This window comes from Methyloversatilis sp. S146-33, from assembly GCF_059552495.1.
Map to the genome: position 1 here is coordinate 119,010 of NZ_JCANOT010000044.1, position 15,302 is coordinate 134,311.

Here is a 15,302-nt window from a genome sequence, read left to right on the forward strand (position 1 = left end):
CTTCACGGAGCCGCAACATGAAATTCACACTGGGCGCAGCCGCACTGGCCCTCGCCTTCGTCGCGCCGGCGCAGGCACAGATCACGAGCCTGGATCTGGCGAACTACAGCCTGGTCGCCACCTACGATCTGCCTGCTGCACGCGCGTCCGAAGCCTCAGCCGTCACCTGGAACTGGGACAGCGACACGTTGTTCGTGGTCGGCGACGAAGGCGACTACGTGGTCGAGGTGAACAAGCAGGGCCAGCTGATCGGTTCGATGAACCTGTTCGGCTTCGACGACACCGAAGGCCTCACCTATGTGGGCAACGGCCAGTTCGCCATCGTCGAGGAACGTCTGCAGGACGTCTACCTGTTCAGCTACCAGGCCGGCGGCGCGATCGGCCGCAATAACCTGCCTTCCGTGTCGGTCGGTCCCACCGTCGGCAACATCGGTCTGGAAGACATTTCCTACGATCCGCTGAGCGGCCGCTTCGTGCTGGTGAAGGAGAAAGTGCCGCAGGCCCTCTATGACGCGGCCCTCGACTTCGCCAGCGGCGGCGCGACAGTGACCGAACTGGTGCCGCCAGCCAACCCGTTCGCCCAGATCTTCGGCACGCTGGACCTGTCCGGCGTGCAGGTGCTGAGCACGGTGCAGTCACTGCGTGGCACGACCGACCAGGGCAACCTGCTGGTGTTCAGCCAGGAAACGCCGCGCCTGATGGAAGTGAGCCGCAGCGGTCAGATCCTCAGCAGCTTCGACTTCTCGGCCATCGCCGGCGATGCCGAAGGCGTCACCATCGACGGCAATGGCGTCATCTACATCGTCGGCGAAACGCCGCGTCTGTATGTGCTGGCGCCCACCCCGCCGGTGCCGGAACCCGGGATGGCCGCGCTGCTGCTGGCGGGCCTCAGCCTGATCGGTGCCACCGCGCGTCGTCGCATGTCCTTCTGATCCCCCTCACACCCCGCCACGGAGAACACAACATGAACAAGCTCATCGCACTGCTGATCGCTGCCGGCCTTGCACCGCAAATGGCTCACGCCGAAGTCCGCATCACCGAGTGGATGTACTCGGGCGGCAGCGGCGAATTCATCGAATTCACCAACCTGGGCAGCAGCGCCATCGACTTCACCGGCTGGAGCTATGACGACGACAGCCGTCTGCCCGGGGTGTTTGACCTCAGTGGCTTCGGTCTGGTCGGTGCTGGCGAATCGGTGGTCATCACCGAAATCGAAGCCGACACCTTCCGTCTCGACTGGAACCTCGGCGCCAGCGTCAAGGTGCTGGGCGGCTACACCAACAACATCGGCCGCGCCGACGAACTGAATCTGTTCGACGCCTCGGGTTCGCTGGTCGACCGCCTGACCTACGGTGACAACAGCGCCGCCGGTGGCCCGCGCACCCAGGGCGTCAGCGGCCGCGCCTCATCTGAAGCCGCGCTCGGCGCGAACGACGCAACGCAGTGGGTGCTGTCGTCGGTCGGCGACGTCGAAGGTTCCTACGTGTCGCTCAGCGGTGCCGTGGCCAGCCCGGGCGTCACCGCCTTCGCCGCGGCCGTGCCGGAGCCCGAAACCTACGCCATGCTGCTGGCCGGCCTGGGCATGATCGGCCTCGCCGCCCGCCGCCGCGCCTGATCGGCAGCACTCGATGCCACGCAGGCCCGTCGGGCTGCGTGGCTCAACGGCAGCACAAGAAAAGAAAGCACGTCACCCAATCGGCGCGATCGACCCCTCGGATGATGGCGGGCGACAGGACATATGCGTAAAGATGACGGCACACACACCGTCGCCTGCCGACAGACGTCCCGAGGAACTCATCCGATGCGCACGCCGATTACCGCTGCCTTGCTGACCGGTGCCGTTCTGCTCTGTCCGGCTGCACACGCCATGTTCATTGCCGGAAACGTGTCCTGCAGCGGCGAGCTGAGCATCTCGTCCGACACCTACGGTCACCTGTCGTGCGCCGGCAACTTCTCCCTCAGCGACGCCGTGGTCACGGACCCTATCAAACTCATGCTCGAAGCATCCGGCAGCCTGACGCTGCTGCGCTCCAGCCTGGAAGCCCCCGAACTCGTGCTCGTCGCGCCGCATATCGACATTGACTCCGATTCGACACTGCGGACAGGCGGCGCTCTCGGTAGCATCGCCGCGACGCCGCGACCCGTGTCACCTACCCACCCGTCGTCCTTGACCGGAAACGGTCCACTGCCCACCCTTCCTGTCAATGGAGCGGGTGGCGCAACGCTGACGCTGTCCGGCGGCGGCCGCCTGCCCGGCTCTCGGCCTTTTACTCAGGGCGGTTCCGTCCAGCTGGGGCGAGACGGCGACGCTTCGGTCGCCATCGGCCCGAGTTCGAGCGGCGCTGGCGTACCTCCACTGTCGATCGCGAGCACCGTGCCGGAGCCGTCAGCCGCCTTGCTGCTGGCCGCGGGCCTGGGGGTGATCGCGCTGCGGCGCAGCATGGGCGCTGACCGTCGATAGTCAGAATCTCACCCTTCGGGCGTATGCTGCGCCCATGAGCACGCTGTACGGCATCGATTTCACGTCGTCGCCCTCGGCCCGCAAGCCGATCACCGTCGCCCGCGGCACGGTGGTGGCGGAGCGCGGACTGGTCCTCGAGGGCATCGAGCGCTTTCCGTCCTGGGACGGATTCGAGGCGTTCCTGAACCGGCCGGGCCCCTGGCTCGGGGCTTTCGACTTTCCTTTCGGCCTGCCACGGGAATCGGTGCTCGAGCAAGGCTGGCCGACCGACTGGGCCGGCATGGTGCGGGCCGTCGCGGCGCTTTCGCGCAGCGAATTCAAGAACCTGGCCGACGCCGAGCGTGCGCAGCGCCCGGCAGGCCAGAAGTATCCGCACCGCGTGACCGACCGTCCTGCCGCATCGCACAGCCCCCTCAAGTTCGTCAATCCACCGGTCGGATGGATGTTCCAGGAGGGCGCGCGCCGGCTGCTCGACGCCGGTGTTCACATTCCCGGCATGCACGGTGGCGACGCCCGTCGCATCGCACTGGAAGCCTATCCGGGCTGGCTGGCGCGCAGCATCGTCGCCGGCTCGTACAAAAGCGAAAACGCCGCCGGCCAGACGCGCGAGCGTCTGGCCAACCGGATGCTGCTGACCGAAGCGCTGCTGCGTGGACAACATTCGCTGGGCGTGTCGCTCTGCTGTGACGATGCGCCATTGCTCGAAGCGATGACCACCGACGGTACCGGCGACACGCTGGATTGCGTGCTCTGTCTGGTGCAAGCCGCGTGGGCGTGGATGCGACGCGACGCCGGCTACGGCCTGCCGCTGCACATCGATCCGGTCGAGGGCTGGATCGTCGGCGTCACCGCGCCCGAACGGGTCGCCGTGACGACGCACTGAGCCGGCGCGCCGGGCGGTCAGTGGCCGGCGAGCAGCTTCTGCACCAGCGGGTGCTGCACACGTCGCTCGGCTGAAATCGCATAGAAGTGTTCGACCACTTCGGTACAGCGGCCGAGCAGCTGCAACTGGCGGTGGTGGGTGAATTCCTCGTGTGACCACTCGGTCGCCGGAAAGGCCCCGAGGCCGCTTTCGCCGAAGGTGGCGAGCAGCGCGCTGTCCTCGAATTCGCCGGCGACATGCGGATGCAGCCCCTTGCGTTCGAACCAGTCGTCGATGCGCGCGCGCACTGCCGAGTGACGTGTCGGCAGCAGCAGCGGCATACGGTCGAGGCAGGCCGGAAAGCCTTCTCCGGCCTGTGCCGCGAGCGCGGCCGGCGCGTACCAGGCCAGCGCCGCGTCGCCGACCGCGTGACTGTAGACCCGCAGATTCGGATTGACCGGCGCCGGTCGGTCGGCCAGAACCACGTCGAGCCTGTGCAGGGCCAGATCGGCGAGCAATTCGTCGAAATTGCCCTCGACGCAGATCAGGTGCAGACCCGGGGTGTCGGTGGCCGGCGCCAGCAGGTGGCGCGCAGCTGGTTTCGGCAGGCCGTCGGAAATGCCCACCGACAGCCGCACGCCCTGCGCCTGGGCCGCTTCGCGCACCGCCAGTGGCAGTTGCTCGCCGAGCTGGAATATCTGTTCCGCCAGACGCAGCGCCGCGCTGCCGGCCGGGGTCAGTTCGACCGTGCGGCCGGACGGTTTGAACAGCGCGTGACCGAGCGCGCGCTCCAGTTCGCGGATCTGTGTGCTCACCGTCTGCACCGCCATGTCCAGCCGCTCGGCCGCACGGGCGATGCCGCCCTCCTTGGTGGCGACCCAGAAGTAATAGAGGTGGCGGTAGTTGAGCATGGCTGCCTTTAACTTCTTAATTTACGAAGTAAAGCTACTACAAACATCCATTTTTAGGAAACACATACGCGCGTAAGGTGGCGCTTCCATCCCACACAGGAGGTCCGCCATGGAAGTCATCGTCGAATCACGGAATCCGGAAGTCAGTGCCCTGCGCAGCGTGGCCGAGAACCGGCTGCGCTTCGTGCTGCGGCGACTCGCCTGGCGCGTGCCGAGAGCGAAGGTGAGGCTCGACGACACCAATGGTCCGCGTGGTGGCGTCGACAAGGAGGTGCGCGTCGAACTGCAGATGATCGGCAGCGAACCGGTGGTGGTCAGCGCCCGGTCGCGCGACTGGCGCGGTGCGCTCGACGCCGCCCTCGCCCGCGCCGCGCAGCGCCTGCTGCGCACGGTGCGCCGCGCGCGGCAGCACTCATCCGCCCGGACACTGAATTTCCAGACCGAATGAGCCCGCACGATCGGGCGCATCCGTCTCAACGCTTTCAACGAATGGAGTAATACAGACATGGAACATCGATATCCCCGTACCACCCCGCTCGGCCTGCGCGCCGAGGTCGCCGACGCGGTCGTCATCGACGGCGCCGGTCGCAAGGTCCTGCGCAATACCTACATGCTGCTTGGCCTGAACCTGGCGTTCAGCGCCCTCGTCGCCTACGTTGCCATGGCGGCGCGCTGGCCGGCACCGGGCATTCTGCTGACGCTGGCCGGCTATTTCGGCCTGCTGTTCGCAGTCAACAAGTTCCGCGACAGCGGCGCAGGGGTTCTGCTTACCTTCGCGCTGACCGGCTTCATGGGCTACACCATCGGCCCGCTGCTGAACGCGGTGATGAGCCTGCCAGGCGGCAGCCAGACCATCACGCTGGCGCTCGGCGCCACCGCTGGCGTCTTCCTCGCGATGTCCGGCTGGGCGACGGTGACGAAGCGCGATCTGTCGGGCATGGGCAGCTTCCTGTTCATCGGCATGGTGGTGGCGATCCTGGCCGGTCTGGGTGCCATGTTCTTCCAGATCCCTGCCCTGTCGCTGACCGTGTCCGCGGCCGTGGTGCTGCTGATGGCCGGCATGATCGCCTTCGAAACGCAGCGCATCGTGCGCGGAGGTGAGACGAACTACGTGATGGCCACCACCGGCCTGTTCGTGTCCATCTTCAACCTCTTTACCTCGCTGCTCCAGCTGTTCGGCTTCATGGGCAGCAGCAACGACTGACACTCCTCCGGTGCGATCCCGGTTGTCCGCGCGCGGCGCCCGCCGCCCGCGGATTTTTTTTCGTCCCGCAACGCGGCCGTGCTGGCTCAAGAAACCGGGAAATGCACCCGTTACCCTGCAGGACGGGTAGCCGCGGCGCCCGGGCAACACACAACACATACGCCCGCCGGAGGAGCCATGTTGAAAAATCTGAGTGTGCGCAAGGCCTTTGCTCTGTTCGGTGCCTCGTCGGCACTGGTCTGCTGCGTCGTGCTGAACGTCGCCTCCGGCTGGGAGAACTGGCCGCTGCAGATCGGTGCTTCGCTGGTGCTGCTGATCGGCGGCGCGGTGACCGGTGCGCTGATCGGCCGCTTCTACGGCCTGCGCGCGGAAGTGATCGTCGGCGGCCTCAATGCGCTGGCCAAGGGCCACCTGGACTGCAAGCTGAGCCTCGACGGCAAGGACGATTTCGCCTGGCTGTGCTACGAGTACAACGCGGCCCGCAAGGCGGTGAAGCAGCTGGTCGAGCGCGTGCAAGGGCTGTCGGGCACGCTGACCAGTGCCGCGGTGGACCTGTCCACCTTCTCCGGTGCGGCGCGCGAGAACGGTACCCGCCAGCTCGATTCGATCCGCGCCGTCGGCAGCGCGATCGAACAGATGAGCGGCAACATTCGCGAGGTCGAGTCGCTGTCGCACGAGGCGAGCGAACTGGCGCGCAGCGCCGGCGAAGCATCGCAGGCGGGCAAGACGACGCTGCAGGCATCGCTGACCAGCGTCCATGCCGCCTCCGACAAGATGGCCAGCTCGCTCGCCGTGATCGAGCAGTTGGTCGAGGACTCGCGTGCGATCAACCGCATCAACGAACTGATCAAGGAACTGTCCGATCAGACAAACCTGCTGGCGCTGAACGCCGCCATCGAGGCTGCACGCGCCGGCGAACAGGGCCGCGGCTTTGCGGTGGTGGCCGACGAGGTGCGCAAGCTCGCGCAGCGCAGCCAGGCCTCGGCAAACGACATCAGCCAACTGGTGGTGCGCATCCGCGACGACGCCGAACAGACGATCGCGCTGGTCCGCAGTTCGAGCGAGGAAGTGAATGGCGCCACGCAGAACACGGCGGCTGCGGTCAGCGAGTTCGACGACATCCTGCAGCGCCTGCTCGAACTGTCGGGCAAGTCGACCACGATCAGCAGCAGCCTCAGCGTGCAGAACGCTGTGGTGAGCGAGATCGTGCGCAACAACGACGTCCTGTTCGCGCTGTCGGAAGAGAGCGCGCACGGTGCGCAGGAAACCGCCCGGCAGGGCAATGAAGTGGCCAGCGCGGCACAGACGCTGCAAGCCGCGGTGCAGGCCTTCAAGACCTGATCACCTCGGGCACCCCGCGGACGGCGTCGCCTGCACCCGTCGGCAAATCCGACTCCAAGTACGCAGCAAGGCAGGCATCAGAGATAAATGGCAAGCGGCATCCGCACACTGTTCAGTCCCGCCATCCGACTGATGAACCGGCTGGACTACCCCCGCAAGTTCGCGGTGCTGGGCTCCATGGTGCTGTTCGCCTTCGCGGTCGTCGTCTACAACCTCTACACCAGTCTGAGCGCGGACATCCGCGCGGCCCGGTACGAGCTTGAAGGCATCGCGCGCATCCGCACGCTGACGCAGGTCGTGCAGTCGCTGCAGAAGCATCGCGGCCTGGTTGCCGGCGAACTGGGCGGCGTCGCCACGATGCGACCCGAGCGCGAAGCGCGCGAAGCAGAGGTGACCGCCGCCTTCGAAGCGCTGGTGCAGGTACTCCCGCGCGATCTGACCACCAGCCGCGACTTCTTCGAGATGCGCACCGACTGGGAACGCCTGCGCATGCAGGGACCGGGCTGGTCTCCGGAAATCAGCTTCGAGGTGCACACGCGGCTGATCGAGCAGATGCTCAACTTCGAAGCCGACGTTGCTGACCGCTACCTGCTCACGCTGGACCCGGAACCGGCGTCCTACTATCTGATCGACAGCAGCGTGAGCAAGCTGCCGGCGACGATAGAACGACTCGGCAGGGTGCGTGCCTTCGGCACAGTCATCCTTTCGGCCGGATCGGCGACGACGCAACAGGTGATCGAGATGTCGGCGCTGGTCGCCGAACTCGATGCGGCGCGCAAGAGCGCCAGTTACAACATCGAAAAGACCGGCCGCTACAACCCCTCGTTGCAGGAAGCGGTGTCGAGGTCGGCCGCGGACATTGCCGACTCGCTGGGCAGCATCGTGCGTCAGGTCGAGACGCAGTTGCTGGCGTCGTCCGCACACACCCTGCTGTCTCCGCAGCTGTTCTTCGACGGCACGACGGCGGCCATCGACCGCATCTATGCGCAGATCGAACAGTCGCTGCTGCCGACGGCCGAGGCGCTGATCCGCCAGCGCATCGACCGGCTCGACCATGCGCTCAAAACTACCCTCGGTGTCGCCCTGCTGCTGCTCGGCGGAGCCGCCTACTGCGCCATCGGCGGCTATTTCGCGATCACCCGCACGGTGGCCGGCCTCGCCGCGTCGGCGCACGCGCTGGCCGGCGGTGATCTGAAGGTGCGCATCCGCACCGACAGTCAGGACGAACTGGCGCAGGTCGCCGCCAGCTTCAACGAGATGGCGGACGGGCTGACCGGCCTGATGGCGGCGCGTGAAGAGGACGATGCGCGCATGCGCGCCATCATCGAGTCGGCTCTCGACGCCGTCGTGCAGATGAACGCCGACGGCCTGATCACCGGCTGGAATCTGCAGGCTGAGCGGATATTCGGCTGGTCGCGCGCGGACGTGATGGGCCGGCCTATGCACGACGTGATCATTCCCCCGGAACATCGCGACGCCCACGTGCGCGGCCTGAAGCACTTCATCACGTCTGGCGTCGGCCCGGTGCTGAACAAGCGGATCAAGATCAGCGGCCGTCATCGTCATGGACACGATCTGCCGATCGAACTGACCATTTCCGCGAACATGCATCGTGGCACCTACGAATTCAGCGCCTTCATCCGCGACATCACGGAACAGAAGCGCACCGAGGAACTGATCTGGACGCAGGCGAACTACGACGTGCTGACCCAGCTGCCGAACCGCCGCATGTTCCGCGACCGGCTGGAACAGGAACTGCGCAAGTCGAACCGCAGCGGCCGCCCGATGGTGCTGATGTTCATCGACCTCGATCGCTTCAAGGACGTGAACGACGCCTTCGGACACCAGACCGGCGATCTGGTGCTGATCGAGGCGGCGCGCCGCATCAGCAGCTGCGTCCGCGAGTCCGACACGGTGGCGCGGCTGGGCGGCGACGAGTTTACGGTCATCCTGTCGGAACAGGACGAACCCGCCGGGACCGAACGCATCGCCGCAGAGGTGTTGCGAGTGCTTCAGGCGCCGTTTGAACTTGGCCACGCCCACGCCCATCTGTCAGCCAGCATCGGCATCACCGTTTACCCGCAGGACGGCAGCGACGCCGACAGCCTGATCCGCAACGCCGATCAGGCGATGTACGGCGCCAAGGATGCCGGGCGCGACCGCTTCAACTACTTCGTCAGTTCGATGCAGGAGGCGGCGCTCAGGCGCCAGCAACTGGTGCAGGATCTGCGCACCGCGGTCGACAACGACCAGTTCGTGCTGCACTACCAGCCCATCATCAGCCTGAGCAGCGGGCGCATCCACAAGGCCGAGGCGCTGTTGCGCTGGATGCATCCGGAGCGCGGCCTGATCAGCCCGGCCGATTTCATCCCGCTGGCCGAGGAAACCGGCCTCATCGTGCCGATCGGCGACCGTGTGTTCCGCGACGCGACCCGCCAGCTGCTGCACTGGCGTGCGCACTACGCGCCGGAACTGCAGATGGGCGTAAACATGTCGCCGGCCCAGTTCGCACGCAGCGAGGGTCACGCCAACTGGGTGGCCCACATCGAGGCGCTCGGCCTGCCGGGCGACAGCGTGGTGATCGAAATCACCGAGAGCCTGCTGCTCGACGCCAGCAGCAGCGTGTCGCGACAGCTGCAGAAGTTCCGCGAGGCGGGCATGCAGATTTCGATCGACGACTTCGGCACCGGCTATTCGGCGCTGTCATACCTGAGCAAGTTCGACATGGACTACCTGAAGATCGACCAGTCCTTCGTGCGCAACATGACCGTGGATCCATCCGGCACCGCTCTGCCTGAGGCCATCGTGCTGCTGGCGCACAAGCTGGGCATCAAGGTGGTGGCGGAAGGCGTCGAAACGGTGGCGCAGCGCGACATCCTCGACGGGCTGGGCTGCGACTACGCACAGGGTTACCTGTTCGCGAAACCGCTGTCGGCTGCGGAGTTCGAGGCGCTGCTGCGGGTACAGCAAGCGTCGCCGCACAGCTTTGCGCACATGATGGGCATGAGCTAGCACGGCTCACGCGCGATCTGAGCCGCCATGGCCCCTAGGTTGCGGTGCGGTCTGGCAGCAGCCTGTCGTATTCCTTTTTCACCACCGCGTAGCACTCGCAGGTGCGCGCCTCCAGCCCTGCCCGGTCGAGCACGTGGATGTGGCCGCGCGCATAGCGGATCAGACCGATCTTCTGCAGCTTCAGCGCCGCCTCGGTCACGCCCTCGCGGCGCACGCCCAGCATGTTGGCGATCAGCTCCTGCGTCATCGTCAGCTCGTTGCCGTGCAGGCGGTCCAGGCTCAGCAGCAGCCAGCGGCACAACTGCTGGTCCAGCGTATGGTGGCGGTTGCACACCGCCGTCTGTGCCATCTGCGTGATCAGCGCCTGTGTGTAGCGCAGCAACAGATGCATGATTGGGCCGGCGCGGTTGAATTCTTCCTTGATCGTCTGCGCGCGCATGCGCACGCCCTTGCCGGCACTCTGCACGACCGCGCGGCTGGGCGTCGACTCGCCGCCCATGAACAGCGAAATGCCGACCACGCCTTCGTGGCCGACCACGGCGATCTCGGCCGAGGCGCCGTTCTCCATCACGTACAGCAGCGACACGATGGCGCTGGTGGGAAAGTAGACATGGCTGAGGGTGCGGCCGGATTCGTACAGCACCTCGCCCAGCGGCATATCGACCCATTCCAGGAGGGGCTGCCATCGCAGCCAGTCGGCCTCGGGCAGTGCGGCAAGCAGACGGTTGCTTTTCGGGTCTGCGACGTTCACGTTCAGCGCCCTCCAGCGACTTTGGATAATCGAAAAAAAGCGTGCTGCATGCACGCCGGAAAACATCTGAAATCACTATAGCAAGCGATCACCCGGAAGCTATGTGCGTTACCGTACATAGCACCCGGACACCGCTGTTGCGTCAGCGGCGACCGTCGCCTTGGGTATTGACGATGATGTCGACGCGGCGGTTCTGCTGCCGCCCGCTGGCGGACTCGTTGCTGGTGATCGGTGCATGTTCGCCCATGCCGGAGGCGACGATGCGCGATGACGAAACGCCGCGGGCCACCAGATAGGCCTTCACCGAATCGGCCCGTCGCTGCGACAGGCCGAGATTGGCGTCACCGCGGCCCACGTTGTCGGTGTGCCCCTCCACCGTCGCGGTGCGCTCCGGATAGGCCTCCATGAACGCCGCAAGCTTGTCCAGGTCCGGCGCGACGCCTGCGATCAGCCCCGCTTCGCCGCTGCGAAACAGCACGTCACCCAGCGTGATGACCAGACCGCGATCGGTCGGACGGGCTTCGAGCTCATCCATCCGTGCCTGAGCGTCCGCATTCGCCTGTTCCGCCCTGGCCGCATCCGCGCGCGCAGTCTCTGCCTGACGGCGCGACAGTTCGGCGTCGCCGCGGGCGTCCTCGGCGTCGCTGCGCGCCGATGTGGCATCGTCCCGCGCGACGTCGGCCTCACGCGTCCGGGCATCCAGTCGCGCGCCTTCGCGCTGCGCGGCGAGCTGGCTGCGCTGGTCTTCCGCCAGCCGCGCTTCGGCCAGTGCCCGCGCGATATCTATCCTTCGTTCAGCCATCACGACGCGATGTGCGGCCTGTTCGCTGTCGCGCGGCGGCAGTTCCGCCTCGCGCACCGCCGCTTCGGCATCGCGGAGCGCCTCCAGGGCGCGGCGCGCCAGCTGCGGGTCGGCCTGCAGTTGCGCCAGCCTGTTGCGTGCCGCGTCGGCACCGGGTGAAGAGTCAGGCAGTGTCGAACAGGCGGCCAGCGCAAGCGTGCTCAGCACGGCGGCCCCCAGTCGGGTCGCGGCGTATCGGGTGGTGTCCATCAGCGGTCTCCGGTGTTGCGCTGCATTTCCTGCTTCAGCGTGTCGGTGCTGCGGTTCATGTCCGCATTCACCGCGCGGGCACGTGCCAGAGCGGCACGGGCGGATGCCAGTTCGGCGGCGACTCGGGACTGCTCGGCCAGTCGATAGGCACGCCCCATGTCCTCCTGCCGCACGGCGTCACGGGCGGCATTGAGCTTGTCGCGAGCCTCGCCCAGTTCGTTGGCGGCAAAGTCGGTCACGCGTGCCTGCTCGGCGCTCGCGATGGCCCGCTCGGCCGCCTGCAGTGAAGCGGTGGGCGGCGGTGTCGACGCACAGCCGACGAGCGCAATCAGCACCGCCACTGCGGCAACACCCTGCCGGCCTGCCCGGTACGGGCTGGAATGCTTGTTCATATCGTGTTCCCTGTTGAAGCCGCCGGCGACACCGGTCGCCGTGCAGTCACGGCGCGATGCGCGCCCCAGGGGTGCGCTGCCGCCGCATCGTTCGGACATCAGTGTCGCGCCGCCCCACCCGCAGGTCGGTACGCTGGCGTACCCAGCGCCCTCAGCGCATCGGCATACGCTGCGCAAGAAGGCCGGCGAACGTGTCGGCGTCCACCGGTCGGCCGAGCAGATGCCCCTGCACCGACTCGCACTGCCGGATACGCAACAGGGCAAGCTGCTGCTCGGTCTCCACCCCCTCCGCGATCACCTTCTGCCGCAGATGAGTGGCCATGCCGATGATGGCGCCGACGATGCCGTCGTCGCCCTCGTCGCTGTCGAGGTCGTGCACGAAGGACTGGTCGATCTTCAGGGTGTCGAACGGAAAGCGCCGCAGATAGCTCAGGCTGGAATAGCCGGTTCCGAAGTCGTCGATCACCAGCTGCACGCCGATGCACTTGAGCGACTTCAGTACGCTCATCGACGATTCGGCGTCCTCCATCAGCCGGCTCTCGGTCAGCTCCAGCTCCAGCAGGTGCGGCGGCACGCCGGCTTCAGCGAGGATGCGCGCAACGCTGTCAGCGAAGCCCGGTCGCCACAACTCGACCGCCGAAATGTTGACGGCGACCGGCACCACGCGCAGACCCGCGTCCAGCCAGGCGCGTATCTGCCGGCACGCCTCGCGCATCACCCACTGTCCGATCGGCACGATGAGCCCGCATTCCTCCGCGATCTGTATGAACTGCGCCGGCGGGATCAGCCCGTGGACCGGATCGCGCCAGCGCAGCAGCGCCTCGGCGCCGGTCATGCCGCCCGACGCGAGATTCATCTGCGGCTGATAGTGCAGCCGGAACTCGGCGTTCCCCAGCGCCCGGCGCAGACCGCTCTCGATGAGCAGGCGATGCACCGCACGCGCGTTCATCTCGGGGGTGAAGAACTGGCAGTTGTTCCGGCCCTGCGCCTTGGCGTGATACATCGCGGTATCGGCGTTCTGCATCATGGCGTCCGCCGTGTTGCCGTCGTCCGGATAGACGCTGATGCCGATGCTCAGCGTGATCTGCAGCGCGTGCCCGGCGACCTGCTGCGGTTCGATGAACGCCTGGTGCAACTTGTCGGCAACGCCGGCGGCGTCCTGCGGCTGTTCGATCTCGGCCAGCAGGATGACGAATTCGTCGCCGCCCTGGCGACACACCGAGTCGGTCGTGCGCACGCAGCCCACCAGCCGCTCCGCCACGCACTGCAGCAACTGGTCACCCACCGCGTGGCCGAGCGAATCGTTGATGCGCTTGAAGAAATCGAGGTCGATGAAAAGCAGCGCGACCTGCTTGTGATGGCGCGCCGCCTGGCCGATCGCCTGCGCCAGCCGCTCGGTCAGCAGTGCGCGGTTGGGCAGCCCGGTCAGGAAGTCGTGCTGCGCCATGTGCGCCATGCGCAAGGTCATTGCGCGCGACTGGCTGACGTCGTGGAACACGATCACGGCGCCAGTCACCCGGCCCTGGCGGTCGTGTATCGGAGCGGCCGAATCCTCGATCGGCAGCTCGACGCCGTCGCGCCGGATGAGCAGGCAATCCATCGCCAGACCCACCGTCCTGTCCTCGGCGACGGCACGCTGCGCCGGGTTGGCGGCCACGGCGCGGGTGGTGCCGTCGATGACGGCGAATACCTCGGTCAGCGGTTGCCCCAGCGCCTCGCGCGCCGTCCAGCCGGTCATCGATTCGGCAACCCGGTTCATGTAGCTCACGCAGCCGTCGACATCGGTGGCCAGCACCGCGTCGCCGATCGAGTTGAGCGTCACCTGCGCCCGCTCCTTCTCGTCGAACAGCGCCTCCTCGGCCCGCTGCAGCACGGCCTCGGCAGCCTTGCGGCCGGTGATGTCCTCGACCGTCTGGACGCATCCTCGGGGCAGGCCGCCATCCGCCATGAATGCCGCATGCAGTCGCGCCCACACGACGACGCCATCGCTGTGCAGAAGACGCATCTCCGCGCTGAAGGCGACAGCGCCCTGCAGCGCTGCAGCCCATTCCCGCTGCACGCGACTGCGGTCATCGGGGTGGACGAAGCGGCTCCAGTGCATGCCCTCGGCCTGTCCGACACCGAGTCCGGAAATCGTGCGGTAGGCGGCATTGGTGTAGGTGCAGTGACCCTGTGCGTCGGTCACCAGGATGCCCAGCGGAGACGCATCGCTGATCGCGCGAAAGCGCGCCTCGCTGAAGTGCAGCGCCCGCGCGGCTGTGCGTCTTTCCATTGCGTGGTCCACCGTGCGCGCCAGCCAGTGCGCATCGGTGTTCCCCCGGAGCAGGAAGTCGTGAGCGCCACGCTGCAGGGCGGCACGGGCGCGTGCCTCGCCGCCAGCCTCGGCCAGCACCAGCACGAGTGCGTCGGGGGCGAGCGCGCACAGCTGTTCGCATGCATCGAGCGCGTCGAGGGCGGGCGGATCCAGGTCGAGCAGCACGACGGCAATGCCGCCAGCGGCCAGCCTTTCGCGCGCATCGGCAAACGCGCTCACGCACTCGACCAGATAGGGGCGTCCGGTCATCGTGTGCGCCTCTCCGCCCTCCAGCGCGCTGCGCAGCCGCTCCGCGTCCTGCGGATCGGCGTCGACGATCAGTACCCGGATTCGAGCGGCATCCATGTCACGGGCATCCATCGCACGCTCCCGGATCAGGCTGTGCAGAGGCTTCAGGGCAGGCGCTTGAGGCGCACATTGCCTTCCCAGATGCAACTCATCGAGCCGCAGCGGTAGCGGTGGACGGACACGAACATGTTGATGAACAGGTCCATGAAATTGCGTTGCACGCGGTAGGCGGCGCGCCCGCAGAGCGGGCATGGAATACCCTTCGCGTAGTGACCGGAATCGTCGCTGCGACCGGTCTGGCCGATAGCAGGTGTGCTCATCGGAGTCTCCGTCTGTTATCAGGCGCCGACGGTGGCCCGTTTGTCCGGACCGCCCGCCCGCTGCGACATCGCCGATCCGCCGTCCTCACGGCACCTGCTCAACGGCCGCCGGAGAACGGTTTGCCCGACGCTTACTTGTGCAGAATCTCGAAGCGTTCGATCTGCCGTTCCGCCTGCTCCTTGGTAAGGCCGTAGGCCTGCTGGATGCGGCCGGACAGTTCCATGCGCTTGCCGGCAATCACGTCGAGCTCGTCGTCGGTGAGCTTTCCCCAGCGCGCCTTGACGGTGCCCTTGAATTGCTTCCAGTTGCCTTCAACAGTGTCCCAGTTCATATCGGATACCCTCTCTCTGATTGACACACCTGCGAAATCGCCGGTGCATGAGGCAAAGATTAG

15 protein-coding genes are annotated in these 15,302 nt (G+C 66.6%); 8 read left to right on the forward strand and 7 right to left on the reverse strand.

What is annotated here, in order from left to right:
• Positions 1 to 17 precede the first annotated feature (17 nt).
• The 4 genes from AC51BJ_RS19445 (at position 18) to AC51BJ_RS19460 (ending at position 3,344) form a co-directional block, all read left to right on the forward strand.
• On the forward strand, positions 18 to 932 hold the full coding sequence (locus AC51BJ_RS19445; protein ID WP_496281333.1) for an SdiA-regulated domain-containing protein: 915 nt from the start codon (positions 18 to 20) through the stop codon (positions 930 to 932).
• Between the two features lie 32 nt (positions 933 to 964).
• Positions 965 to 1,615, forward strand: a complete 651-nt coding sequence (locus AC51BJ_RS19450; protein ID WP_496281334.1) for a lamin tail domain-containing protein — start codon at positions 965 to 967, stop codon at positions 1,613 to 1,615.
• A gap of 186 nt (positions 1,616 to 1,801) precedes the next feature.
• Complete coding sequence (locus AC51BJ_RS19455; protein ID WP_496281335.1) at positions 1,802 to 2,461, forward strand: PEP-CTERM sorting domain-containing protein; 660 nt, start codon at positions 1,802 to 1,804, stop codon at positions 2,459 to 2,461.
• A gap of 34 nt (positions 2,462 to 2,495) precedes the next feature.
• Positions 2,496 to 3,344 carry a DUF429 domain-containing protein gene (locus AC51BJ_RS19460; RefSeq protein ID WP_496281336.1) on the forward strand — a complete coding sequence of 283 codons (849 nt, stop codon included), beginning with the start codon at positions 2,496 to 2,498 and terminating at the stop codon, positions 3,342 to 3,344.
• 17 nt (positions 3,345 to 3,361) lie between these two features.
• Here the strand turns inward: AC51BJ_RS19460 and AC51BJ_RS19465 are convergent, their stop codons facing one another.
• A complete protein-coding gene (locus tag AC51BJ_RS19465) occupies positions 3,362 to 4,234 on the reverse strand; it encodes a LysR family transcriptional regulator (RefSeq protein WP_430433941.1) in 873 nt (290 codons plus the stop codon).
• Between the two features lie 109 nt (positions 4,235 to 4,343).
• Here AC51BJ_RS19465 and AC51BJ_RS19470 point away from each other — a divergent pair, with 109 nt between their 5' ends.
• The 4 genes from AC51BJ_RS19470 to AC51BJ_RS19485 all read left to right on the forward strand — a co-directional run bounded on the left by AC51BJ_RS19470 (position 4,344) and on the right by AC51BJ_RS19485 (position 9,791).
• On the forward strand, positions 4,344 to 4,682 hold the full coding sequence (locus AC51BJ_RS19470) for an HPF/RaiA family ribosome-associated protein (RefSeq protein ID WP_304003618.1): 339 nt from the start codon (positions 4,344 to 4,346) through the stop codon (positions 4,680 to 4,682).
• Positions 4,683 to 4,739: 57 nt separating this feature from the next.
• Positions 4,740 to 5,438: a Bax inhibitor-1/YccA family protein gene (locus AC51BJ_RS19475; RefSeq protein ID WP_304003616.1), complete on the forward strand. Its 699-nt coding sequence runs from the start codon at positions 4,740 to 4,742 to the stop codon at positions 5,436 to 5,438.
• A gap of 177 nt (positions 5,439 to 5,615) precedes the next feature.
• Complete coding sequence (locus tag AC51BJ_RS19480; protein ID WP_496281337.1) at positions 5,616 to 6,779, forward strand: methyl-accepting chemotaxis protein; 1,164 nt, start codon at positions 5,616 to 5,618, stop codon at positions 6,777 to 6,779.
• Between the two features lie 87 nt (positions 6,780 to 6,866).
• A complete protein-coding gene (locus AC51BJ_RS19485; protein WP_496281338.1) occupies positions 6,867 to 9,791 on the forward strand; it encodes an EAL domain-containing protein in 2,925 nt (974 codons plus the stop codon).
• A gap of 34 nt (positions 9,792 to 9,825) precedes the next feature.
• Here AC51BJ_RS19485 and AC51BJ_RS19490 read toward each other — a convergent pair whose 3' ends face one another.
• From AC51BJ_RS19490 to AC51BJ_RS19515, 6 genes are all read right to left on the reverse strand, one after another.
• Complete coding sequence (locus AC51BJ_RS19490) at positions 9,826 to 10,449, reverse strand: Crp/Fnr family transcriptional regulator (RefSeq protein WP_496281361.1); 624 nt, start codon at positions 10,447 to 10,449, stop codon at positions 9,826 to 9,828.
• A gap of 235 nt (positions 10,450 to 10,684) precedes the next feature.
• Positions 10,685 to 11,593 carry an OmpA family protein gene (locus AC51BJ_RS19495; RefSeq protein WP_496281339.1) on the reverse strand — a complete coding sequence of 303 codons (909 nt, stop codon included), beginning with the start codon at positions 11,591 to 11,593 and terminating at the stop codon, positions 10,685 to 10,687.
• A complete protein-coding gene (locus tag AC51BJ_RS19500) occupies positions 11,593 to 11,985 on the reverse strand; it encodes a DUF4398 domain-containing protein (RefSeq protein WP_496281340.1) in 393 nt (130 codons plus the stop codon). The genes AC51BJ_RS19495 and AC51BJ_RS19500 overlap by 1 nt, the downstream gene beginning before the upstream one ends.
• 151 nt (positions 11,986 to 12,136) lie before the next feature.
• On the reverse strand, positions 12,137 to 14,659 hold the full coding sequence (locus AC51BJ_RS19505) for a putative bifunctional diguanylate cyclase/phosphodiesterase (protein ID WP_496281341.1): 2,523 nt from the start codon (positions 14,657 to 14,659) through the stop codon (positions 12,137 to 12,139).
• Positions 14,660 to 14,691: 32 nt separating this feature from the next.
• On the reverse strand, positions 14,692 to 14,907 hold the full coding sequence (locus AC51BJ_RS19510; RefSeq protein WP_430433934.1) for a hypothetical protein: 216 nt from the start codon (positions 14,905 to 14,907) through the stop codon (positions 14,692 to 14,694).
• A 131-nt stretch (positions 14,908 to 15,038) separates the two neighbouring features.
• Positions 15,039 to 15,239: a CsbD family protein gene (locus AC51BJ_RS19515; RefSeq protein WP_430433933.1), complete on the reverse strand. Its 201-nt coding sequence runs from the start codon at positions 15,237 to 15,239 to the stop codon at positions 15,039 to 15,041.
• Positions 15,240 to 15,302: the final 63 nt, after the last annotated feature.